This window comes from Salibacterium sp. K-3 (genome assembly GCF_054052005.1).
Map to the genome: position 1 here is coordinate 258,518 of NZ_JBSVZE010000001.1, position 24,324 is coordinate 282,841.

The window sequence follows — 24,324 nt, forward strand, 5'->3', positions numbered from 1 at the left end:
GGAGGACAGCCATCATGTATGGATCCGCATTATCATCGGCCAATACGATGGGACAGCTGCAGCATAAGCTGGACGGCATTTCCAATAATCTTGCAAACAGCAATACCCCCGGCTATAAGCGCCGCGAAACAACTTTTTCTGACATGCTTTTTCAGCAGACGAACAATATGCGTGACCCGCGCAACGAAGCCGGACGCCTGACACCCGACGGTATCCGCACCGGAACCGGTGCTGCTGCGGCCCAGACCGCCCTTCGGATGGAACAGGGTTCTCTCGAGGAAACGGGCCGGGAACTGGATTTTGCTATCACGGAAGAAGATCAGTTTTTCCAGGTGGAATCCATGGCAGACGGAGAAGCGGAAACACAGTATACCCGGGATGGTTCATTCTATCTGTCGGAGAATCCGGAAGAGCCGGAAGGGTGGACACTCGTTAATAATAATGGGGACTATCTGCTTGGCGAAGACGGTGAACGAATGGATATCCCGGCTGGTGCCCAGGACTTTTCCCTGCAGGAGGACGGCACGCTGGAAGCAGTAACCCAGGACGGGGAAGAGATAGAAATCGGACAGCTGGAGCTTGCGCGCGTCACCAAACCGCAGCTGCTTGAAAATGCCGGCGGCAATAATTTCTCTCTGCCGGATCTGGATGAACTGGGCCTTGCTGAAGCCGATGTGCTTGAATTCAATCCCGGAGCAGAGGAAGCCGTAAAGCAGGGTTCTTTGGAACAGTCGAACGTTGATGTTGGGCAGGCTATGACAGACATGATGACGACACAGCGCCAGTATTCGTTTAATGCCCGCGCGGTCACCCAGGGAGACCAGATGATGGGGCTGATTAACAGTTTAAGAGGATGACTGCGCTTGATTTTGAATAACGGAGATTATAATAATGACTTATAATGAAGAAACTTCCCACCCCCAGTCAAGACAGGAACGCAGGCAGGAAAAGAAGAATGAAGAGAACAACGAGCATTCCGCCAGCAAAAAGGGACGAAAACGGGAACGCGTCCGGATGGTCCCGATCTGGGCGAGGCTCGTCATTGTACTGGCCGTGCTGATTCTGAGCCTGATTGGCGGACTTTTAACAGGTTATGCCCTTGTCGGGGACGGCAATGGGCTTGAAGTGCTGCGGTGGGGAAACTGGGAGCGGCTGATCGAATTTATTCAGGGTGAATAATGCCGCCGCCTCCTTTTTCCCGATCGGATGGTACACAACCATAAGGAATAAGTTGAATATAAGGTAACGATGGACAGGAGGAGAGACATGCTCTCTACCGAAGAGATCAAGGAGATCATTCCGCACCGCTATCCATTTCTCTTAATCGACCGGATCACGGAGATAACAGAAGGGGAGCGGGCCGTGGGCCTGAAAAACGTGTCAGCGAACGAAGAATTTTTTAATGGTCATTTTCCGGACTATCCCGTTATGCCGGGTGTGCTGATTATTGAAGCACTGGCACAGACCGGAGCCGTTGCCATTCTGAAAAAAGAGGAAAACCAGGGGAAGCTGGCGTTTTTCGCCGGTGTCGAAAACTGCCGGTTTAAATCCCAGGTGAAACCCGGCGATCAGCTGACGCTGGAAACCGAAATCACCAGACTGCGCGGCAGCATCGGAAAAGGAAAAGGTACGGCAAAAGTAGGAGACACCGTCGTCTGTGAGCTGGAGCTGATGTTTGCGATACAGAATCCGGAAGAGTAAAAGGAGGGCGTCGCGGTGAAAGCCGTTATGATTGGAGCCATAGTCCTGATTATCATGACACTTATCGGTTCGCTGCTCGGCGCATCGAATCCTAAACCGGCCCACATTATCGCGCCGGTCGTTGGAAGCATATTGTCAAGCGCCATTCTGCTCGGACTAATGACATGGGAAAACAGAAAAGGAACTTGAGACAAAAAACAGGGATGATAGTAACCCCGGACAACAGGTTTCCGCGCTGCTGGAAGAAACCCGTTGTCCGGGGTTTTCGTATGACAGCGGCCTGCCGTCGTTTTCCGGGGCAAGGGCTTGAGGATAAAAGAGTTCCGCATGACGCTTTTAGTGTCCGCAAAGGAGGTTCCGGAAGACGCTGAGTTTCCATGTCGGGCGATTAGTCTTCTCAGACGTTCTGCTTGAGACCACTGCGGCGTTGTTTCAACACCATAGTATCCACAAGACGGCTCTTATGGGTATTACGCTGCCATACGCAGGACCTCTGCTGCTTAAAAGGTACGGAACAGAACAAAACGCTACCGGCATATCCTGGGGATAATCGGGAGCGTTTTACCTAGTTAAGGCCGGGGTTCTCCTTTTGTCTGTTACAAGCCGCGCGAGTTTCCTCTCTGAAGCGGGCGGGTTTTTGTATCCACCCCGAGCTTGATGGCATTGATTCTTTCATTTCTCGATCGATTCCCGCGGTGATGATTGTTTTCTCTATCGATTCTACTCATTTCCCAATCGATTCTATGCATTTCTGCATCGATTCTCCCTTTGATCCAATCTATTGTGCCCTCATAAGCCTCATGCTGTTAAGAATAACGAGCAGGGCGGCGCCGGTATCGCTCAGTACAGCCATCCACAGCGTCAAAAATCCCGGGAAGATTAAAACCAGCGCGGCTGCTTTTGTCAGCAGCGAGAACCAGATATTCTGTTTTATGATAGTCAGGGCTCTGCGGCTGAGACGGATCGTGTGCGGAAGCTGCTCCAGATTATCGGCCATGAGCACGATATCGGCGGTTTCCATTGCCGTGTCGGTTCCTGCCCCGCCCATAGCGATGCCGAGGTCGGAAACGGCCAGGGCCGGCGCATCGTTGATACCATCCCCCACCATAGCCACACGCTTTCCTTCGGCCTGAAGGGTCTCTACAGCCGAACTTTTGTCTTCGGGAAGCAGTTCATCAAAGAAGCGGTCGACACCGGCTTCTCCGGCGATCCGTTTTGCTGTTCCGCGGTTGTCCCCGGTCAGCATCGCCGTGTCTGATATGCCTGCTTTTTTCAATGCCTGGATGGAGTGGACGGTCCTATCCCGGATGGTATCCCGAACGGCAATAACGCCGAGAATACGAGCACGCGTACCGACGACGACCAGCGTATTTCCCTGCTGTTCGAGTTTATGAATGAGCTCCCTGTATTCATCCAGAGCAGCCCCCATATCCTGAAACCACGCCGGACTCCCGGCAAAGTATTCAACACCATGGATGGAAGCTTTGGCCCCTGTGCCGGCCACCGACTGAAAGTCGCTTCCCCGCTCTGCTGCAATTCCGTGTTCTTCTGCGTACATCATTACCGCCCGGGCGATAGGGTGGGTGGAATGTTCCTCAATGGTCCGCGAAACAGCAAGGAGCTCTTCGTTGCTGCCATGAAAAGCGTGGACTTCTGACACTTTCGGTTTTCCTTCGGTCAGCGTTCCTGTTTTATCAAACGCTGCTGTATCGATGATACCGGCCTTTTCTAGAAATGTTCCTCCCTTGATCAACACCCCGTTTTTCGCGGCATTTCCGATGGCGGAAACGATGGCGACAGGAGTGGATATGACGAGCGCGCACGGACAGGCGACAACGAGCAGCGCCAGCCCTTTATAGAACCATTCTCCCCAGGTACCGAGTCCGAGAAGGGGAGGAAACAAGATGACGGAGACGGCAAGCGCGAATACAACCGGCGTGTAGACAGCAGCGAACTTGTCGATGAACGCCTGGGTTGGTGCTTTTTTCTCCTGAGCTTCTTCGACGAGGTGAATGATTCCGGCAATCGTCGTGTCCGCCGCCAGTTTGGTTACTTTGATCTCGAGCGATCCACTTTCATTTACCGTTCCGGCGTACACCGTGCTTCCTTCCTGTTTGTCTACAGGTATCGATTCACCGGTGATGGGAGCCTGGTTGATGCTGGAGGTTCCACTCACGACTTCGCCGTCGAGTGGAACTTTTTCGCCTGGTTTTACGAGGACAATATCTCCAACCCCCACTTCTTCGACAGCTTTACGAACCTGCTGTCCGCCGGAAAGGACGACGGCTTCAGCCGGAGCAAGATCCATCAGGCTGCGGATCGATGCTCTCGTACGCTCCAGGGAACGGTTCTGCAGCGTTGTTCCCAGCGCGAACAGCCATACCACCATCGCACCTTCAAACCATTCTCCGATCAACGCGGCACCGATGGCGGCAGATGCCATCAGCACATTCATATCGAGCGCCCTGCTCTTCAGAGCGTAAAACGCGCTTTTCGCCGGCTTGTATCCCCCTGCAGCAATGGAGGCGGCGTATAGAGCGGTAAGGAGAAGGTCGGGAAGGGCGGTGAAGGAACCCGCGAAACCAAGAGCCAGAAAGAGTCCTGACAGAGTTGTGGAGGGAAACCGTTTTTTCTTTCTGTCATCGTTTTGTGAGCCGGTATCCGGGATTGCCTCAAAGCCGGCTTTCCGCACTTCTTTCATAATGTTTTCCGGACTGGAGGAGTGATGGACCTGCATCTTCCCCGTAGAAAAATTTACCTGAACGTGCTGCACATCCTGGACGTTACCGAGATGCTTTTCAATGGTCACGGCACAGTTCCCGCAGTCCATGCCTTCCACATGATACGTTTCTTTGTTCGTGTCATTCGCCAAGGGCTCCGCTTCAAACCCCAGTTTCCGCACCTGTCCTGGAATGTCATCATAAACGGAAGAATCTTCGGCGCCGACAGTCATTTTCCCCGCGGCATAATGCACCTCTACGGACTGAATGCTGCCGTTCTTTTTTAATCCTTTTTCAATCGTTGCGGCGCAGGACGGGCAGTCCATCCCGTTGATTTTGTATTCCAGCTTGCTGCTGCTTTGTATTTCGCTGCCGGAGGAAGTTTTTATGGGAATCATCGTTGGCTGTGTATCCTCGGTGCAGCAGGTTGTTTCATTTTCTTTTTTCCCGTGGCTCATACATTCTCCTCCTATATATCATTCAAATAATCGTTTGATTGTTATTCCTTAGTGTATGGTTCAAAAACAGGAAAGTCAATATTCAAACGAATATTTGAATAACAAATGTACAAAGAAGGGTTGATGTATGAAAAAAAGCCGGCCCCTGTAAAGGGCCGGCTCGATGAAGAGGTATTATTCAACCGATTGAAGCTCTTTTTCATCAATTTCTTCAAAGTCTGGCATCTGCTCTTCCTGCCAATCCATCAGCTCATCATAGGAAATGATGTTCTCGTCGCTTTCCGGCAGGCCGTATTCAAACGAAACGTCTTCGTTGAAGTTGCTGGAGGCAACGCCGTAGTCAAAGCCAAAGGACATATCGCCCTGCTGCTCATCGGTGTAGCTGACTTCCACTTCACCTGCGTCATACACGACCTGGTTGTTTTCATTGATGGCCTGATGCATTTCAAAGGTTTCGAGAGTTAAGCTCTCCAGAACCTCGTTGATCTCTTCTTCAGACACACCGCCTTCCGGCATGTTTCCATCGTCATTCAGAGCCTGGAAGCTGGAGCCGGTAACGCTGGCAAGAGCTGACGCGGCACCCGGATTTTCAAGAATCGGTTCAAGTTCCGGAATGACATCTTCTTCAAGGATGTTCATGACATCACTGAGGTCTTCGTGTTCCAGGGAGAAGCTGAGGACCTGCTCATAGTCTACATCGTCCGGAATGGCTGCGTGACTCTCCTGCAGTTCAAAGTACTCCGTGCCGAAGTTTTCGATGAATACATCATAGATTTCGTGAGCCATTTCCTGCTGCTGCTCCATATCAAAAGGATTTCCGGAGCTTTGACCGCCCAGAAGGTCATCATAGTTCATTTCAATATATTTGCCCTGCCACTCTTCCGGGTAGCCCATGAAGGCGGCGTCGTTAATATATTGATAGCTTGCTTCCTCGGTGGAAAGCGATACATTCTCGACCGTCTCATCAAACTGCGGAATGTTCTGTTCAACGATGACTTCTGAAAGCATCGGATCTTTCTGGAATGTACCGCGGATATCCATCTCCATGTTCATAGATTCTTCGAGCATCTGCTGCTCTTCCTCGGACAGTTCCTCGTCTCCCATCGGAACATCCAGAATGATTCCTGCGCTGCCGTCAAAGGTATAGCTGTCCAGGTTCTGCTGGGTCTCCATCACATCTTCGAGCACTCCGGCGATTTCTTCATCAACTTCCGGAGCAGGTGCTTCGTCTTCTGTGGTATTCCACAGGAAGGTTGCAAACTGAGCTCTTGTCGTGGAAGCGCCCGGTTTGAACGAACCGTCTTCATAGCCGGTGGAAATGCCGTTTGAAGCAAGAGCGTCGATGTGGTCATACGCCCAGAAATCGTCCGTCACGTCGGAAAATTCACTGCTTCCTTCTCCATTCAGGTCATACGCTTCGGCGAGGACTTTCGCCATCTGTGCGCGGGTCAACTCATCGTTGGGCTGGAATTCTTCCTCGTACCCCTCAATGATTCCTTCATCCGCCACCGCTGCTACAGCTCCGGCGAGCTCGGTGCCGTCTTCAATATCTGAAAAGCCGGGATCCGGACGGTCGGCTGTCTCCAGCTCCAATGCCGAAGTCAGCATCAACGCAGCCTGGCCGCGTGTCACTTTGTCGTTCGGACCGAACGAACCATCTTCATAGCCGTTAATGATTCCTTCGCCTTCAAGATAATCGATCGCATCTTTTGCCCAGAAATCTTCCCCGATGTCGCTGAAAGAATCCTGTGCTCCAGCTGCTGCCGGCAGTGCCAGCGAAGCAGCCAGCGTTGCTGATAAAGCAATGCCGTAAAACTTTTTCATGTAGTACCCTCCTGGAAAAAATTGAAATAGTGTAACCTGCCATTGTTAGTATACTATGAAACTGTCTGGTATTTCCATAAATAACTAACAACTTCCTCAAAAAAGATATACGGAACAGGATCCGGTTGCGATTCAGTTTTTTAAAAATTTTTTATTCTGATAGAATAGGAGAAAGATCAAAGAGGGAGATCACGGGATAAAGGAGAGGACGTTTATTTTTTCTGGACCTATTACTGCATTAACGTTAGCCGGCCTGATGCTGCCGCATCCTTTTGCTGAAAAAGTGGAAGCGGCGGAGCAGGCAGACGCTCTGCCGCAGGATTATTCGCATTATGTGGATGTATCCGTGATGTCGGTATGGTCGGACCCGGAAGCGCCGAGAGAAATGGATGCACCGGCCCTGACCAACCCGGTACAGCCGTGGGAATGGACACAATCCATGTCCCCTTCCGAAAAACGGGGGCTGCTTGGTAACCTCGACACCCAGGCGCTGTACGGCATGGAAGTGGAAGTGCTGCAAGAAGAGGGAGACTGGGCGAAGATAGCGGTGGAAGAACAGGAGACACCGCGCAATGAAGCGGGCTATCCGGGCTGGGTGCCGAAAGACCAGATTACGGAAAGCCCGAGGTTTGAACTGCTCCAGCATGCAGAAACAGCGTCCGTCACGGAACCGACCGCCCATCTGTATGAGGAGCGGGCACTCGAGACGGAAAGTCTTGAAGTCAGTTTTAACACGCGGCTGCCGGTTATTTTTGAAAAAGAAGATAAACTGCTTGTCGCGACACCGTCGGATGGCAACAAGTGGATGGACGCAGAAGATGTCTCGATCTATGAAGACGAAGAGGCCATACCGGAGCCGGGGGCGGAGGATCTGCTGGAAACGGCGGACATGTTCATCGATCTTCCTTATTTGTGGGCGGGAACGTCCGGATTTGGATTTGACTGTTCCGGTTTTACCCACACGATCTATAAAGCCCATAGTATCACCATCCCGCGTGATTCAAAGGATCAGGCCCGCAGCGGAACAGCGGTGGAGCGTGAAAACCTCCAGCCCGGTGATCTTGTCTTTTTCGCGTATAACGGCGGCACCGGGGAGATTCATCACGTCGGTATGTATATCGGCGAGGGCCGCATGATCCATTCCCCGAATTCAGACAGCACCGTCGAAAAAGTCACCATTACCGAATCCGAATACGCCGGCAGCTACCACAGCGCCCGGCGCTACCTCGAGCAGGATGGGTGAAACGAGGTGGGGACATAGGAAAACGGTTTATGCACCAGGGGTTATGGGGGTGGAGGACACTGGATGTTCCCGCGGGACTTTTAGTGTCTATGGAAGTTGTCCTGGAAGACATTAAGACTCTATTATGGGTGCTTAGTGGTTCCAGGCATCCGCCCGGAACCCACTTCGGATAGATTTCACTTCTCTAGTGTCCCCAAGCCCCTGTCCTGCAGATTTTATTTCTTCCCTTTACCCTTCCAGCTCCGCTTCAAAGCGGCGGAGGCGTTCCTGCCAATACTCATAATCCCATTCGCTTAACTCGTCCTCATCGACGGCGTCTTTCATATATTCAAAAAAGGAGCGCAGCTCTTCGTGAACGGTATTCTTGCCGGTCTGGGCCACGACGGTCAACGCGTCTATACAGCCGCCGATAATGGAGATGTCGTTTTTCCCATACATCCGTATCTGGAAAAAGCAGCCGTGAAGGTAGGAGCGGAACGATTTTGGATACAGAATGAAACGCAGATTTTCTTCCTCATCGGTGAAGTAGGTCAGCGCCTGATAGCGGATGCTGATTTCTGCAAGCAGGGCGGCCAGGCGGTTGATACAGTTCAGCGCGGTGTGCGGATCATTGGTGGACGGGGAAATCGCCCGTATCGCAATATCAACGAGTTTCTGCATCGAAAATTCGATATCCTGGGCGTTGCTGCGTTCATTGCCGACAAGCAGGTACTCCCGCAGCTCCGCTGTATCCGGCTCGGCATCGCCCGGCCAGTACCGGAAAATCGGTTCTCCTTTATGCACGTAGTAACCGACATGAATCAGGCTTTCCACGCGGACATCGTGACGGGATGCCCAGTTGACGATATTGCCGAATTCAAGGAGCTGCGCGTACCCGGATTTGTGCGCGTAAATTACATTCGGCTCCTCATCCGGGATCGGATTTTCCCAATTTGCATAAGCGGTAAGATGCGGCAGGTAATACGCGTCTTCAATCACCTTGGATGCATCAGTGCGGATCTTTCCAATTAAATGATTGACCTGGACATACTTGGTCGAATGATAAATAAACAGAATGAAAGCACCCAGGCAGGCGATGGAAACGCCAATCATGAGAATCGGCATGAACAGATGAGTGGTTTCAGACGGAGCCAGGAGCAGAAGGTTCACAAGCGAAAAAATAAATCCGAATGTAAATACACCGAGCACATGCTGGGTGATGCGGCTCTGCATGAAGTCCTGCAGCGCACGCGGCGTGAACTGGGTCGAATAGGTGGTCAGAACCACCATGACTGAGGAAAAACTCACACTGGTCATGGTAAGCAGTGCTGTTACCAGCGAACTGTAGAGATAATTGGCGGTGGTCGTACTGATCGGAAATGGGCTTGGCGCCTGGATGAGCCATGTCTGCGGAACGAGACCAGTTAAATAGGTGAAGAGGGCAATCGCCAAGAGAGAGGCGAAACCATATATAGAAGGAAGAAACCAGAATTTCTCCCGCAGGTGCACGTACCATTTTTGTCGTCTCATATTTGTTAAACCCTTTCTCTCTCCTGAAATAATACTGCAATACTACAGAATACCTTTTTTTTCAGCCCTTTAATCATAAAATATTGTTCGATTTAGTGAAAAAGGATGGCAGAAATAAGGCGAAGCATGTACAATAATAGTTAGAATATTCAATCGGTGTGTCAAGATATGCAGAATCAGGGGGAATGACTGTGTTCGATGCAACAGCTGATACGAAAAAAATTGTGGCAGCGTCGGCAGCTGCCGCGGGTCTCGTCGCTGTACCGGCGGCAGCCGATGCGGCAGTCGGCGACAACGTCCTCTCGCACGGCATGGAAAACGACGAGGTGGAACAGCTGCAGGAACTGTTGAAGGAGCGGGGTCATTATACATACGAAACCGTGAGTGGAACATACGATGAGGCAACGGTAGAAGCTGTAAAATCGTTTCAGCGTGACCATCAGCTCACGGTGGACGGCATTGCCGGACCGGTAACGTTCGGCGCTCTGCTGCGCGAAGAATCGGAGCCTGCCTCCGAAACGTCCGGATCGTTTGATAACGGACAAGAGGAAGAACGACTTGGCTCGACGACGATGATGCAGACCGGAGAAAAAAGCCCGGCAGTGAAAGAGCTGCAGCGCCGCCTGAAGGCTCTTGGATTTTACAGCGGAGAGGAGCACGGCTATTACGGACGCCAAACCGCCAGGGCGGTAAGGAGCTTTCAGTCCGGGGCCGACATCACGGTGGATGGCATAGCGGGACCGCAGACGTTTGCCGCTATGCACGGCGTCATTGGTTCGGCTGCAGCGGCCATGGTTGGAGATCAGTCATCCAGCCGGAAATCCGGATCCACGTTCCGCATTCTGGAAAGCGGAGATAAAGGAAATGAAGTGTCGCTGCTCCAGCGTCAGCTGAAAGACCTCGGCTATTACAAAAAAGACGTGACCGGTGTTTACGGACCGATGACCGAAGAAGCGGTCCGCCGTTTTCAGCAGAAGCAGGAGCTTGCCACAGACGGTCTCGCCGGACCGAAGACGTTCAATGCGCTCCGCGGCGATCCGGTGCCGGCGTCCTCAGCAGCTGAAAAAAAAGAAGCAGCCGGGCCGGCTTCCGACTCCTCAGAGATGCTCCGCTACGAGTCCAGCGGTGATGAGGTTACGACCCTTCAGGAAGATCTGCGCGAACTGGATTATATGAAAATGGAGCCGAGCGGAGTTTACGGGGAAGTGACGGAGAATGCGGTAAAATCATTCCAGAAAGATCATGATCTGACCGCTGACGGCATCGCCGGCCCGCGGACAATGGAAAAGATGGAAGCTGTACTGCAGGGGGATGCGGACAGTGAGGACGAGCCGGACCAGGAAACAGCCGCCAGAGAGTCTTCCAATCAGAAGGTCAATGCGACGAATCTCGTTGCCGATGCAGCCGAACATATCGGAACGCCGTACGTATGGGGCGGCACGTCGGAATCCGGATTCGACTGCAGCGGATTTCTTCAGTATGTTTTCCAGGAAAACGGGGTGGAACTGCCCCGCTCCGTTTCGGAGATCTACGAGGAAGGAGAATCGGTGGAAAAGCCGCGGGTCGGCGATATCGTATTTTTTACAACGTATAAGGACGGTCCTTCCCACGCCGGCATCTATACAGGAAATGATCAGTTCATTCACGCCGGTACCTCGACCGGCGTCACGGTCAGCGACAAAACGGATGATTATTGGGAGAAGCGTTATATCGGTGCCAAACGTTATTAGACAGTCCGGAGCTTCCGGACTGTTTTTTTTTATGACACGGGAATTTCTGTTTTTCCGGGAAAAAAGAGCCCTGAATGTGTTTTTCAAATGAACAATATTATATAATAATAGAGACCAGTAGACTTTCGCCACAGGAGGTAATGATATGACACCGGAGTACCCGTTTGACCTGGAAGCCGTGGAAGTGTATCTGCAGCCGGGCTGCATCACCCAGATGGAATGGGCGGATCTGTACCGGAACGTTTCCGGGTATCTGCACAACCTTGAAGCCCATGACATAGTTCATTATCCCGAAAAGGCGGAAGTGCTAAGCAAAGTAGAAGCGTACCATATCCATATTCAGATTAAGCGTGCGTTTACGACGGATGTCATTCTGCTGTACCCTGACCTGTCTTCCTATGCCAATCAAACCGAAGCGCTGATTCTGCTTGGTGTCAGCAATGCACACGGGAGGCTGTCCACGCCGCTTATCATCGATCTGATCGTTTTGATGCAGACGAAAAAACCCGGCCTGGTCCGGGTGAAGGGCTATCTTCATCCCGAAGACTGGGACGCATCGCTGACCCGTCTTCAGGAAAAAGGACTGCTGCCAATCTGAAAAACAAAATCATGTCATTCCGGATCAAACACCGCATAAATCATGGCGATTAACTTCCTTTTGTCCTGTTCATCCAGCGGAATGTGATCAAGAACGAGCGGTTCATGATACAGCAGATCCCTCAGGTTTCTCGGCCGGGGCGCGGCTGCATCAAAACCTGAGGTGCTGTCCGTGTACCCGGCGAGATAATCCGGGGTGACATGAAGGACCGACGCCAGTTTATAAAGGCTGATAACATCAGGACGGTCTGCGGAGGTCTTATAGCTCTCGGGATGCAGCCAGCGGCCGAGGGATGCTTTTTCAATATTGGTACGCACCGCCAGAGCTTCCAGCCCCCAATTTCCATCGCTTATAAGCTTCTGCAGCCGGGAAGCGAACACATCCAGCCGGATGGCTCCATCCAGGTCTTTCGGAGAATCGGGAGAGGGAAGGTAGCCTCCAAGCCGCATCAATTCATCAGGAAGCGCCCCCTGCAGCCCCTCGGCAAGAGCAGCTGCCACTTCACGCGAAGGCGTAACCCGGCCGCTTTCGATGGCATGAATGTAGGAATAGCTGATATCTGTTTCTCCGGCAAGATCGCGGAGGGATAAATTATTCTGCAGTCGGAGTTCTTTTACATAATTTCCTAAGGTTCGTTTTTCCATGGAATGTATCACCTGATGTTATTCTACCTATCCGGCAGGAATTAGAACAGACCCGGCACGTATTATGTTTCCTACAAACAAACAATGTCCTTTTTGAGTGAACATAAGCGCTCTAAGTGCCGGGTCTTCCTGCCTGTGATAAAGTCATAGAAACAGGTGTCACTGGAGGGGTTTCCCATGCTGTTGAACGAATCGGGAAACCGCCATCTGCTGAAAGTGCTCACCCGTGACCAGCGGCGTCATTTTTTTGACAGCTTCGGACAGGGAACAGTCGCAGGAACTCTATGAAAAAATCCGGCAGACGCTCCGAAACGAGGAAGTAAACAAAGACCACTGTTAATTGAACCTTCGGATAGAAGGAGTATTGACTTCCAGCCGGACTTCCATTAAAATGCAGATAAACCGGTCTAGATAAATCGGTTTAGTTCCCCTCGATCGAAGGTGAATCAACCATGAAAAACGGCAGAAATATAACGATATCCGATGTAGCAAAGCACGCCGGCATTTCCAAAAGCACGGTATCCCAGTATTTGAATAAACGATTTGAATACATGGGGGAGGAAACCAAGCAGCGGATCCGGGAAAGTATCGTCGAGCTGGAGTATTCCCCCAACTTTCTCGCAAGAAGCTTGAAACAGAAGAAAACATTTACGATCGGCATCATTGTCGCCAACATTCTGCACGGCTTTTCGACCCATGTGATCCGGGCGGTGGAAGATGCCTGCAATCAGCAGAATATCCATGTCATTGTATGCAACACCGATGAAGACCCGGCGAAGGAACAGAAATATGTCAAGATGCTCGAGGCCAAGCAGGTGGACGGCTTTATCATTTTTCCGGCGGGGGACAATGAAGAAATGTACCGTGAACTGCTGGAGAAGGAGATTCCGCTTGTATTTGTCGACCGGATCATTTCGGAACTTCCGGTCAGTACAGTCTTAACTGATAATGAGCAGGCAGCTGCCATGGCTGTGGACCATTTCAGGGAGCACGGCCACTGCCGGATAGGTCTTGCCGTTCCTACGCTGAAGCCGATGATGACACCAAGAACGGAGCGGTTGGCTGGTTTTCAGAAAGCGATGGAAAAACACGGGCTCGGTGGGAACGACACCTTCATTTATGAGAAACCGTTATCCGGTATGGCGGAATACCTTGTAGAGGAATTTCAGAAGGAAGATCAGCCAACGGCACTTTTGGCCAGCAACGATCTTACGCTGATGGAGGTACTGAATTTCTGCAAGAAAGCAGGAGTGCGCATTCCGGAGGACCTGAGTATTATCAGCATCGATGATATGCCGCTGGCGAGTGTCTATAATCCCGCGATCACGGCCATTGATCAACCGGCGTTTGAGATCGGCGAAAAAGCAGCATCGCTTTTGTTTGAACAGATGAATGAAGATAAAGAAGCGGTCCGGCCGGCTGTCTACCGATACGCTCCAGCTTTTCTGGAGCGGGACACGGTGGCGGTGCGCTGATGTGCTCCAGTGTCATTTTTGAAAGCGCTTCAAAAATCAAGGAAGGAAGGATAACGATGAAGGAACCGATCATCCGTATCAATGAGCTGGATAACGTGGCTGTGGCGATCGATGAAGCGGCCGGAGGACAGGGGGTGACCTCCGGGGGCATTTCTGTCACCCCCCTTGAAACTATCCCGGCCGGGCATAAGGTGGCGCTTCAGCCGATCAAAGAAGGCGGGGACATCCTGAAGTACGGCAATCCGATCGGCCACGCGACAAGAGACATCGACACCGGCGAATGGGTGCATTCCCACAATACGAAGACAAATTTGAGCGGCAAGCTCGACTACACGTATGAGCCAAGAGAGCCTGTGGAGACCGAAAAGCCGAAAGAAGAGCTTACCTTTCAGGGGTACCGGCGCCCGAATGGAGAAGTCGGCATCCGCAATGAAATCTGGATCATCAACACGGTCGGCTGTATTAACAAATCGGCGGAACTCCTTGCCGATATGGCGTCCAAGGAACTCGGGGACGGCGATGAAGTGGACGGCGTGTTCCATTTTCCGCATCCGTTCGGCTGTTCGCAGCTCGGCGATGATCTGACCAATACCCAGCGCGTCCTCTCCAGCCTCGTGCTGCACCCGAACGCAGTCGGCGTCGTGGTCATGGGCCTTGGCTGTGAAAACAACACGATCAAGTCGTTTCAGGAGATGATTGGTGAGAAGACAAACGGGAAAGTCGTCTACCTCGGCGCGCAGGATGTAGAGGATGAAATCGAGGAAGGCCTTAGTCTGATTGAAGAGCTCACCGAGTACGCGAACGGGTTCAAGCGTGAACAGATTCCGGTGTCCGAGCTGAAAGTCGGCCTGAAATGCGGAGGCTCCGACGGCTTTTCCGGCATTACCGGCAACCCGCTCGTCGGCTCGTTTTCCAACCGTCTGATTGCCCACGGCGGCACGACCATTCTCACCGAAGTACCGGAAATGTTCGGTGCCGAAAAACTGCTTATGAGTCGCGCGGAAAACGAAGAAGTGTTTGATAACACGGTGAAACTCGTCAACGATTTCAAGCAATACTTTCTCGATCATGACCAGAACGTCTATGAGAATCCATCGCCCGGCAACAAGGACGGAGGCATCACGACGCTGGAGGAAAAGTCGCTCGGCTGCGTGCAGAAAGGCGGAAACGCGACGGTGGTCGATGTGCTCGAATATGCCGGGCGCGCGACAACGAAAGGGCTGAATCTGCTGCAGGGACCGGGCAATGATCTTGTGTCCGTCACGAATCTCGCCGCGGCAGGCGCCCACATCGTCCTGTTCACGACCGGACGCGGCACCCCGTTTGGCGGACCGGTGCCGACGGTGAAAATTTCAACGAACACCGCCCTGGCTGAAAAGAAAAAACGCTGGATCGACTTTAACGCCGGTGAATTCGTTGAGGGCAAACCGCTCGAGACGCTGACCGATGAATTCATGGAGGAAATGATCGCCTGGGCATCCGGCACGAAACAGACCCGCAATGAAATGTACAACTTCAAGGAGATCGCGATTTTCAAAGACGGCGTTATTCTGTAAAGGAGGTAGATGATGGAGAGGTTATCCTATGATTATCTGAAAACAAAGGATCCGGAGCAGGTGCGGGACCAGACCGGTCTGCCGGTGAAAGTACTGCAGATCGGCGAAGGGAATTTCATGCGTGGTTTTTTCGACTGGATGATTGAACACATGAACCGGCAGGGGCTGTTCAACGGCAGTGTCGCAGCACTTCAGCCGACGCCGCATGGCCGCAAGCTGCCGGATCTGAAGGCGCAGGATCATGCCTATACGGTCCAGCTGCGCGGCCGGCTGGACGGAAAAACGGTCGACCGCGCCGATGTCGTGACAGCCATTTCCACCTCGGTCAATCCGTATGAAGAATGGGACCGGGCCGTAGCGGCTGCAGTGGAACCGACGCTGGAGATTCTGGCATCTAATACGACAGAAGCGGGACTCGTGTATCAGGAAGAAGACTGGAACCGGGCCGCGGCGCCGCTTTCTTTTCCGGGAAAAACGGTCCAGCTTCTGTATGAACGGTTCCTGGCGTTTGACGGGGATCCGGATAAAGGGCTTGTACTGCTGCCTTGTGAACTCGTCGAGCGGAACGGAGACGTACTGAAAGATATCGTTCTCCGCAAAATCGAGGACTGGTCGCTCGGGGAGGAATTCCGGCAGTGGGTAACGGACCATAACGAATTCTGCCAGACCCTCGTGGACCGGATTGTGACAGGCTATCCTGCGAATATCGAACAGTTCCAGGAGAAACTCGGCTATGAAGACCGCCTTTTCACCGTGGCGGAGCCGTACCACCTGTTTGTCATTGAAGGCGGAGAAAAGGCGAAACAAATTCTGCCCCTCCAGGATGCAGGACTGAACGCAGCCTACGCGGATGTAAAAGACTATGCCGAGCTGAAAATCCGCCTTCTGAATGCCCCTCATACGATGATGTTCGCGCTCTCCCATCTGTACGGCGTGGACACCGTTTATGAGGCCATGCGGGACAAAGAGGTGCGCGCATTTGTTGAAGGAGCGATGGATCACGCCATCAAACCGGTGCTGCCGTATGACAAGGACGAAAAAGACCACTTTGCTGCCGGCGTGCTGGAGCGCTTTGAAAACCCGTACCAGCGCCACCAGCTCACCGATCTGGGCCAGAATGCCATCCAGAAATTCGGCACCCGCGTGCAGCCGATCTGGCAGCGCTGGGACAGCGGCAATCCGGCGAACCAGTATTTTGCTCTCGCCCTCGCGGCTGTCATCGTTTATTACCAGCCGCAGGAGAAAGGACAGGAAAAAGTGCAGGGCGCCGCGCTCGGCCGCGAATTCCCTTTGCGCGAATCCGAAGAGATGATTACGTTTATGCATGACAAATGGAACGAACATCGAAACGGGAACCTGTCCACTACCGCGCTGGTGGACGCGTTTCTTGCCAGACAGGGGGAACTGCCGGCCGATGAGACCCGAAAGCACCTGATCAGCGGCTTCGTCGATGCGCTCCTCGAGAACGGTGCCGTACAGACACTCGAGCAGTTTCATCAAAACATTAAGGAGGAGATCCAATGACCATAACGACAGAAAAAGGAATCCGCGAGACCGTCGAAAACGCCATTGAGAACCAGGAAATCACCGACATTCACACGCATCTGTTTTCTCCCAATTTCGGAGACATCCTGCTGTGGGACATCGACGAACTGCTTACCTATCACTACCTCGTTGCCGAAGTGATGCGCTGGACAGATATGGATCCGCAGCTCTTCTGGAAAATGGAGAAAAAAGAACAGGCCGAACTCATCTGGCAGAAACTGTTCGTCGAACGCACCCCGGTCAGCGAAGCAGCCCGAGGCGTGCTGACAACCCTGCAGGAAATGGGCATTGATCCGAAAACGAAAAATCTCGATACGTACCGCGCAGAATTCGCCGGACGCTCCGCGGCCTCACAGGTCGGCGCCGTCATGAAGCAGGCGAACGTCTCCAATATCGTCATGACCAACGACCCGTTTGATGAACAGGAACGCGCCATCTGGCTCGAGGGCACCCGCCCCCAGGATGATTTTCACGCCGTGCTCCGGATCGATCCGCTCCTGAACGACTTCCAGAACACAAAAGAAAAGCTGCGGGGATGGGGATACGAGATCCAGGACGACTGGAACGGCCGCACCATCAAGGAAGTGAACCGCTTCCTCGAAGACTGGATTGAGATCATGAACCCGCTCTACATGGCGGTGTCGCTTCCGCCGAGCTTCGCCTACCCGGAAGACAGCGACCGAGGCCGCGTCATCCGCGACTGCATCCTGCCGGTCACGAAAAAACATAACATCCCGTTCGCGCTCATGATCGGCGTGAAAAAACGCGTCAACCCGGATCTGATCGACGCCGGCGACTTCGTCGGCAAAGCCGACATCCGCGCGCTAGAGAACCTGCTCGCCGAAAACCAGGAGAATAAATTTCTCGTCACGATGCTGTCGCGTGAGAACCAGCACGAACTCGCCGTGCTCGCGCGTAAATTCCGCCATCTGATGATCTTTGGGTGCTGGTGGTTCATGAACAACCCCGTCATCGTGAACGAAGTGACACGCATGCGCCTCGAGCTCCTCAACACGAGCTTCATCCCGCAGCACTCCGACGCCCGTGTCCTCGAACAGGTCGTCTACAAATGGCGCCACACGAAAACGGTGCTTAAAGACGTTCTCACCGAAAAATACGAAGACGTCCGCAGCACCGGCTGGCCCGTCACCAAAGAAGACATCGAAAACGACATCGCCGCCATGTTCCACGATAATTTCTGGAATTTCCTCGACAAAGACTACCGGAAATAATGGAAGAAAGAAGGCCCTGTTTCAGCAGAAGCAGGGTCTTTTTATGGTAGATCGATGCAGAAATCCGGAGAATCAATTGATAAATGTGGAAAATCGATAGAGAAAATAGAATAATGGGGGAGAATCAATAGAGAAACCCGCAAATCGATAAATAAAATGCCGCAATCAATAGATAATCTACCTTCACGAAAAGAACATTTGTTCTCTTTTTATGCTATAATAAAACGATGCAGTCCAATACAATAGAATAGAGGCGAAGCAGTATGTTGAAGTGGTTGCGTCCGGAACAACTGATGGATCTGAAAATTGATTATGCATTCAAGCAGCTTTTCGGAGTGGAACGGAATAAGGATTTGACCATTGTGTTTTTGAATGCCGTTCTCCAGCGGGAGAAGGAAGAAGAAATCAAGCACATCACCTTCGAAAACACCGAATTCGCAGGAGAACACGAGGGAGATAAAAAATCGCGGCTTGATATCGTGGCTCTCACCGAAAAAGGGGAATATATTAACATTGAAATTCAGTTTACAAATGAGTATGATATGGTCAAACGATCCCTCTATTACTGGGCCGGATTGTACCGGGCCCGTATCAAAGAAGGAGAACCGTACCGAACACTCCAGCCCGTTATTATCATCAATATACTAAATTTTCCGCTGCCGGAAGAGAAAGCACCAGACTTTCATCACTCCTACGTACTGAAAAATCGCACTCATCACCACCAAATAACGAGCCAGCTCGAACTCCACATGCTGGAGATACCGACGTTAATCAGCAAATGGCGGAAAGGCACGCTCGACATTACGCATCACCTGCTCGCCAGATGGCTGCTGCTTCTTGGGATGGTCGACCGCCGAAATCATAAGATGTATGAAGACATTTACCATGCATTGGAGGAGATCGCAATGAGCGACAAATCATTGAAAGGCGCCTTTGAACAATGGGAATATCTGAGTGCCAGCGTGGAGGAGAAAATTGCTTACGAGAGACGATTGAAGCAGATCATGGACGCCGCCGCGAAAGATAAAGAATACGAGCTTCGGGTCCAGGATGCGGAAAAAGAAGGGCTCGAAAAAGGTATGGAGCAAGGTATGGAAAAAGGGATAGAACAAGGCATGGAGAAAGGTATAGAAAAGGGTATGGCAGAAGGGAAAATGGAAAATAAACGGTCCGTGGCGGCTTCCATGCTGCGGGAAGGCTTTGAGGTGGAAGTTGTCTGCAGGATTACCGGGCTGGATAACGAAACCGTTCAAACTATAAAAAACAGCCAGGAATCATAATAAAACTGCCGGTTATGCCGGCATTTTTTTATATGATCGACGCAGAAATATGGAGAATCAATCGAGAAATCCGGAGAATCGAGGAAGAAAAAGGAAATGACTGTGGGAATCGATAGAGAAACTCACGAATCAATGCAGAAATCAGCCCTCCCTGCAGAAAGTGATACCTGAAAATTCATGCATGAAATCTCCTATCACAGGGAATCCCAATAGACAGAAACCTAATCCCCCAAAGGAGGCAATGATCATGACGTATGAAGAGTGTATCCAGGCCTGCCTCGAGTGCATGGAGGCGTGTAACAACTGCTACAATGCGTGCCTGCAGGAACAGGACGTGAACATGATGGCAGAATGCATCCGGCTGGACCGTGAATGCGCCGACATCTGCGGGTTCGCCGCACAGGCGATGCAGCGCAACAGCCCGTACGCCAAAGCCATCTGCCGGGTCTGCGCCGAGATCTGCCAGGCGTGCGGCGATGAATGCGCCAAACACGAACACGACCACTGCCAGCGCTGCGCCAAAGCCTGCCACCACTGCGCGAATGTATGCCAGGATATGGCATCCTGAGTCCCGACAGCAACCATCTCTAAGTCAGAATATCCGGGAATCAACACAATAATTCAGAGAACCAAGGCAGAAATACAGAGAATCGATTGATAAACCCCTGAACCTTCGCAGAATCGATACAGAAATCCTACGATCAATAGAGAAATTCATAGAATCAATACAGAAACGGTCCGGGGCTTCTCCACCTTAACGAACGCAGCAACTGGGGATAGTCTCTAAGACATCAATGCAGAACCTCCGGGAATCAACGCAATAAGCGGGAGAATCAATGCAGAAATCCGAAGAATCAATCGATAAATCCCAAAAATCACCGAGAATCAATGCAGAAATCATCCAATCGATAGAGAAACTCAGAGAATCGATATAAAAAACGGCCCGGAGCGATGCCGCCGCCCGGGCCGTTTCACATTTCACATTATTCTTTCATATGCTCTCCCAATTCATAAAAAATACGAGCAAATTGGGCACGTGTTAATGTGCTGCCGGGGCGGAAGGTGCCGTCGTCATAGCCGGTCACCAACTCGCGCTCCGCAAGCCAGGCAATCGCAGACGAGCCGGTCGTCTCTTCATCGACGTCACGGAAATCCGCCGTCTCGCCGCCGGAAAAATCAAACACATTGCCGAGAATGGCCGCCATCTGTCCGCGGGTGATGCTGTCATTCGGGCGGAATGTTCCATCTGCAAATCCCGCAATCACACCGGCATCGACTGCTTCCGCGATATAACCGGATCCGAAATAATCCCGGTCCACATCGGAAAAGGACGTCGCGGCGGGGGCGTCACTCCAGTCGAGCACCCGGCCGAGCATCGTCACCGCCTGGCCGCGGCGCACCGCTTCGCCCGGGCGGAACTCGCTGCCGCTGCCATGGATCACGCCGCGTGCGCTCAGTTCCCGGATCGAAGCCGCCGCCCAGTAGTCATCGTCGATATCCGAAAAATCCGGCGGCACCGTTACTTCCTCCGGCCAGGTAAATCCTTCTTCCTCAATCGCGACTTCGACGGTTTCGCTGCGCCCGGACTCCACGTCATCAACCGAAACGGCCGTCACGTCATATTCATACGTCCCGGCACGGACGCCTTCATCTTTGAACAGCCTGCCGTTGTCGCTCGTGCCGTAGGCTTTTCCGTTCCGATAGATCTGATGGTACAGTACCTCTTCATCGGAGCGGTTCCAGAACACATACACATCATGCGTGCCGTCGTCATTTTCGATCACTTCGGTCTCTACGCCGGACGGTACATCCGGCTCTTTTTCATCGGCTGGTGTTTCAATTGGGTCATCTTCGATTGGATTCTCATCGATATCTTCTTCCACCGGAGCTTCCCGGTTATCTTCCCCGAAATCTTCTTTTTCTTCCACATCCGCATCCGACAGGTCCGGCAGCTGCAGCAGCCCGTAGCCGTAGCGGTCATCACGGCCGTCAGGGCCAAGGTCGACGGCTTCTTCCTGCAGCATTTTCCGAAGTTCAGGCCCCTCTTTTTCCGGATAAGCTTCCTTCAGCAGAGCAAACGCCCCGGAGACGAATGGGGTGGCCATGGAAGTTCCGCTCAGGGGCCCGTACGAACTGCCCTCATATGTACTGACGATATCCACGCCGGGCGCGCTCAGTTCCACAGCATCCCCGGAGGCAGAAAAATAAGCCCGTTCGTGATTTTCATCAACAGCACCAACGGCAATGACCGAGTCATAGCGGGCCGGAAATTCGACGCGGTCGGTATCTTCGTCTTCTCCTTCTCCACGGTTGCCGGAGGCCGATGTTACGATAATGCCGCTCTCATACGCTTCATCCAGCATCGCCTTCATCGAGCTCGAATCGGTCAAGGTCCCGAAGCTCATATTGATGATATCGACCTCTTCTTCAATTGCCCATTCCAGCCCGCTCAGCACCTGCGAGAGCGCGCCGCTGCCGTTTTCATCGAGAACTTTGACCGCCGTCAGCTCCACATCCGGCGCCACTCCCATGAGTCCTGCACTCGGCTGATAGGCGCCGATAATCCCGGCGGTATGGCTGCCGTGGCCGTTGTCGTCATTGTAGGAGTCGGTGTAGGAGACCGCGGAATAGCCGTCCGCCACATCGAGCGATGGATGCGACGTGCTGATGCCGGTGTCCACCACAGCGACCTCCACATCCGCACCAGTTACGTTCTCATCCCAGGCATCCGGAACCTTTACATCTTCGAGCCCCCAGTTCTCGAGATCATCGACGGCCTGAATCTCGACGTCCTGGTCCGGTTCCACATACTCCACGCCTTCTTCAGACGAGAGCTGTGCCGCTTCCTCATCCGTCAACAGCGCTTCACCAGCTTCAATCCGTTCCCACATATCTCCGGCTTCCCCGCCGGCGTTTTCAATCAGCTCCGGGGACACCTCTTCTTCAAACCCTACCAGATATGTATGTTCCTCTGTGTCTGCCGCAAGCGTCGTTCCCGCCGGCCAGGCAGCCAAAAAAAGACAAGCCATTACAGCGCTCCGTACCTTCTGCTGCATCCCTACCATCCTCTCTATTAGTAATAAATGCCACATTCTTCTATCATAAAGGAAGAAAACTTAGATTAATAGAAGCGCATACAGATTTTTAACGCACCCAGAAGGAAAAAGTTTCACATTCCAAAAAAATTTTTAATTTCAATGTTTAAGAGAAAGCCGAACCGGTAATACCTATAACCAGAAAGACATAATAAAGCCCCCATTTTATTGGAGTGCCTGCTTTTCTGTGAAACGAAAAGGCAGCGGAACAACGAAGGATACGGGCAGAGAAGGTTATTCCCCAATGGCCACCCCCACCATTCTTTTCGTGCCCGATTCCATATAAAAAAGATCCGCCATCCCCGTGGCGGATCTTCCAAGAATTTATGGTTTTCGTGTTATTGTTCCAATGCGTTTTCGAGAAAGACGGAGAAGTGGGCACGTGTTGTTTCGCGGCCCGGCATAAATTCGCCGTCAGCGTTTCCGGTTGTAATACCGGCTCCGGCAAGCGCCTGGATCTGTGTATGGTAGCGGTGATCTCCGCCTACATCAGCGAATGATCCGTCATAGCTTGTCCCTTTCAGGTCAAAAGCACGGTAGAAAACAACGGCCATTTGCTGGCGTGTCATCGGCTCGTCCGGCATGAAGTTCCCCTCTTCGTTACCGGTAATGTAGCCTGCGTCATCTACAGCTTTGATCGCTGCTGCGTGTGTGTGGTCGGCAGATACATCGCTGAAGCCGGTGTCGTTTCCTGTGCGTTCCAGATCAAGAGCTTTCATCAGAAGGGTGGCAGCCTGTCCTCTTGTAATGCTGTCGGAAGGCTTGAACGTGCTGTTCGCGTACCCGCTGATGATGCCGTCTTTACCGAGTTCTGTAATGCTGCCGTACGCCCAGTAGTCTTCATCGACATCATGGTACTCACCGTCCGGCAGTTCTTCAAATGTCTCTGATTTTACGGCGGAAGCCTGCGCTTCTTTTTCTTCCTCCGCGGATTCGTTTGAGATCACTCGTCTTGCACCGACGTAACGGTCGCCCCAATAGTACGGGTCGTTCACGCTCGAGATGCTGATTCCGTTGGAAGAGGACGAATGAATGAACTGTCCGTCTCCGATGTAAATGCCGTTATGGCCGATTCCGGAACCGTGCGAGAAGAAGACGAGGTCCCCTTTCTGAAGGTTACCTTTCGATACCTGCGTTCCAACGTTGTACTGTGCTGCAGCCGTTCTCGGCAGATCCACCCCGTTCTGTGCGAATACATAACTGGTGAATCCGGAGCAGTCAAATCCGCTCGGTGTCGTACCTCCGTAACGGTACGGTGTTCCCAGGTGCTCTCTTGCTTCGGCTTCAATCTGATCCCCGGTTGCCGCGTCAGCCGCCCCCGGCTGCAAGGCAAAAGCAGAAAGAAGCAAAACGGCGCTCAGCAAAGCTGCCATGCTCTTCTTGACCAAAATGGCCACCCCTCTCATTATGTAATGTTTTTTTATGGATGCGCATATGTCATGCTGTGTTTTGGGTTGAAATGTCGTGGTCTGTCTTGAAAACACAATTCATAGTCTAGCATGATTAAACGCCTTTTGAGTTTACAGTTTAATAACAACTAAAAGACAACATGATACAAAAAACCTATAAACTCCCCCGCCACAGTTCGTCCTATTTCCACTCCATCCGACGTAAAAACGTCTGGAATCCCGCATGGACGGGATGTTAAATGCTGGGTACCCCGTGTAACATTCATGTAACATGAATAACATTGTCACAAATTTTTCACATGATT

At 52.1% G+C, this 24,324-nt stretch carries 20 protein-coding genes; 13 read left to right on the forward strand and 7 right to left on the reverse strand.

The window, feature by feature from the left end:
* Positions 1 to 14: 14 nt before the first annotated feature.
* The 4 genes from ACW9JV_RS01355 to ACW9JV_RS01370 all read left to right on the forward strand — a co-directional run bounded on the left by ACW9JV_RS01355 (position 15) and on the right by ACW9JV_RS01370 (position 1,890).
* Positions 15 to 857 (forward strand): flagellar hook-basal body protein, encoded by an 843-nt coding sequence (locus tag ACW9JV_RS01355; protein ID WP_457330594.1) that lies wholly within the window; start codon positions 15 to 17, stop codon positions 855 to 857.
* A gap of 34 nt (positions 858 to 891) precedes the next feature.
* Positions 892 to 1,179, forward strand: coding sequence for a DNA-directed RNA polymerase subunit beta (locus ACW9JV_RS01360; RefSeq protein WP_457330596.1), 288 nt, complete (start codon positions 892 to 894; stop codon positions 1,177 to 1,179).
* A gap of 87 nt (positions 1,180 to 1,266) precedes the next feature.
* Entirely contained in the window at positions 1,267 to 1,701 is a 435-nt protein-coding gene (fabZ, locus tag ACW9JV_RS01365; RefSeq protein WP_457330598.1) for a 3-hydroxyacyl-ACP dehydratase FabZ, read from the forward strand.
* Positions 1,702 to 1,716: 15 nt separating this feature from the next.
* A complete protein-coding gene (locus ACW9JV_RS01370) occupies positions 1,717 to 1,890 on the forward strand; it encodes a hypothetical protein (protein ID WP_457330600.1) in 174 nt (57 codons plus the stop codon).
* A gap of 407 nt (positions 1,891 to 2,297) precedes the next feature.
* On the opposite strand, the gene ACW9JV_RS01375 is transcribed toward ACW9JV_RS01370, so the two are convergent.
* From ACW9JV_RS01375 to ACW9JV_RS01385, 3 genes are all read right to left on the reverse strand, one after another.
* Positions 2,298 to 2,450 (reverse strand): hypothetical protein, encoded by a 153-nt coding sequence (locus tag ACW9JV_RS01375; protein ID WP_457330601.1) that lies wholly within the window; start codon positions 2,448 to 2,450, stop codon positions 2,298 to 2,300.
* A 29-nt stretch (positions 2,451 to 2,479) separates the two neighbouring features.
* Positions 2,480 to 4,879 carry a heavy metal translocating P-type ATPase gene (locus ACW9JV_RS01380; RefSeq protein ID WP_457330603.1) on the reverse strand — a complete coding sequence of 800 codons (2,400 nt, stop codon included), beginning with the start codon at positions 4,877 to 4,879 and terminating at the stop codon, positions 2,480 to 2,482.
* Positions 4,880 to 5,053: 174 nt separating this feature from the next.
* Positions 5,054 to 6,703, reverse strand: coding sequence for an S-layer homology domain-containing protein (locus ACW9JV_RS01385; RefSeq protein WP_457330605.1), 1,650 nt, complete (start codon positions 6,701 to 6,703; stop codon positions 5,054 to 5,056).
* 256 nt (positions 6,704 to 6,959) lie between these two features.
* On the opposite strand from ACW9JV_RS01385, the gene ACW9JV_RS01390 reads away from it, so the two are divergent.
* Positions 6,960 to 7,946, forward strand: coding sequence for a C40 family peptidase (locus ACW9JV_RS01390; RefSeq protein ID WP_457330607.1), 987 nt, complete (start codon positions 6,960 to 6,962; stop codon positions 7,944 to 7,946).
* Positions 7,947 to 8,174: 228 nt separating this feature from the next.
* Here the strand turns inward: ACW9JV_RS01390 and ACW9JV_RS01395 are convergent, their stop codons facing one another.
* Positions 8,175 to 9,455, reverse strand: coding sequence for a DUF2254 domain-containing protein (locus tag ACW9JV_RS01395; protein ID WP_457330609.1), 1,281 nt, complete (start codon positions 9,453 to 9,455; stop codon positions 8,175 to 8,177).
* A gap of 191 nt (positions 9,456 to 9,646) precedes the next feature.
* Between ACW9JV_RS01395 and ACW9JV_RS01400 the strand changes: the two genes are divergently transcribed.
* Positions 9,647 to 11,185, forward strand: a complete 1,539-nt coding sequence (locus ACW9JV_RS01400) for a C40 family peptidase (RefSeq protein WP_457330611.1) — start codon at positions 9,647 to 9,649, stop codon at positions 11,183 to 11,185.
* A 145-nt stretch (positions 11,186 to 11,330) separates the two neighbouring features.
* Positions 11,331 to 11,783, forward strand: coding sequence for a hypothetical protein (locus tag ACW9JV_RS01405; RefSeq protein ID WP_457330613.1), 453 nt, complete (start codon positions 11,331 to 11,333; stop codon positions 11,781 to 11,783).
* A gap of 14 nt (positions 11,784 to 11,797) precedes the next feature.
* Here ACW9JV_RS01405 and ACW9JV_RS01410 read toward each other — a convergent pair whose 3' ends face one another.
* The gene (locus tag ACW9JV_RS01410; RefSeq protein ID WP_457330615.1) at positions 11,798 to 12,427 is read right to left on the reverse strand and encodes a helix-turn-helix domain-containing protein; all 630 of its coding nucleotides are present in this window, start codon (positions 12,425 to 12,427) and stop codon (positions 11,798 to 11,800) included.
* A gap of 452 nt (positions 12,428 to 12,879) precedes the next feature.
* On the opposite strand from ACW9JV_RS01410, the gene ACW9JV_RS01415 reads away from it, so the two are divergent.
* The 6 genes from ACW9JV_RS01415 to ACW9JV_RS01440 all read left to right on the forward strand — a co-directional run bounded on the left by ACW9JV_RS01415 (position 12,880) and on the right by ACW9JV_RS01440 (position 20,083).
* On the forward strand, positions 12,880 to 13,902 hold the full coding sequence (locus tag ACW9JV_RS01415) for a LacI family DNA-binding transcriptional regulator (RefSeq protein WP_457330617.1): 1,023 nt from the start codon (positions 12,880 to 12,882) through the stop codon (positions 13,900 to 13,902).
* 56 nt (positions 13,903 to 13,958) lie between these two features.
* Entirely contained in the window at positions 13,959 to 15,458 is a 1,500-nt protein-coding gene (locus ACW9JV_RS01420) for a UxaA family hydrolase (protein ID WP_457330619.1), read from the forward strand.
* A 12-nt stretch (positions 15,459 to 15,470) separates the two neighbouring features.
* Positions 15,471 to 16,982 carry a tagaturonate reductase gene (locus ACW9JV_RS01425; protein ID WP_457330621.1) on the forward strand — a complete coding sequence of 504 codons (1,512 nt, stop codon included), beginning with the start codon at positions 15,471 to 15,473 and terminating at the stop codon, positions 16,980 to 16,982.
* Positions 16,979 to 18,235 carry a glucuronate isomerase gene (locus tag ACW9JV_RS01430; RefSeq protein WP_457330623.1) on the forward strand — a complete coding sequence of 419 codons (1,257 nt, stop codon included), beginning with the start codon at positions 16,979 to 16,981 and terminating at the stop codon, positions 18,233 to 18,235. Before ACW9JV_RS01425 ends, ACW9JV_RS01430 begins: the two co-directional genes overlap by 4 nt.
* Positions 18,236 to 18,498: 263 nt before the next feature.
* Complete coding sequence (locus ACW9JV_RS01435; RefSeq protein WP_457330625.1) at positions 18,499 to 19,515, forward strand: Rpn family recombination-promoting nuclease/putative transposase; 1,017 nt, start codon at positions 18,499 to 18,501, stop codon at positions 19,513 to 19,515.
* Positions 19,516 to 19,756: 241 nt separating this feature from the next.
* Positions 19,757 to 20,083 (forward strand): four-helix bundle copper-binding protein, encoded by a 327-nt coding sequence (locus ACW9JV_RS01440; protein WP_457334525.1) that lies wholly within the window; start codon positions 19,757 to 19,759, stop codon positions 20,081 to 20,083.
* Positions 20,084 to 20,498: 415 nt separating this feature from the next.
* Here ACW9JV_RS01440 and ACW9JV_RS01445 read toward each other — a convergent pair whose 3' ends face one another.
* Together ACW9JV_RS01445 and ACW9JV_RS01450 are read right to left on the reverse strand one after the other, a co-directional pair.
* Complete coding sequence (locus ACW9JV_RS01445) at positions 20,499 to 22,571, reverse strand: S8 family serine peptidase (protein WP_457330627.1); 2,073 nt, start codon at positions 22,569 to 22,571, stop codon at positions 20,499 to 20,501.
* A gap of 377 nt (positions 22,572 to 22,948) precedes the next feature.
* Positions 22,949 to 23,998: a C40 family peptidase gene (locus ACW9JV_RS01450; RefSeq protein ID WP_457330629.1), complete on the reverse strand. Its 1,050-nt coding sequence runs from the start codon at positions 23,996 to 23,998 to the stop codon at positions 22,949 to 22,951.
* Between the last annotated feature and the right edge of the window lie 326 nt (positions 23,999 to 24,324).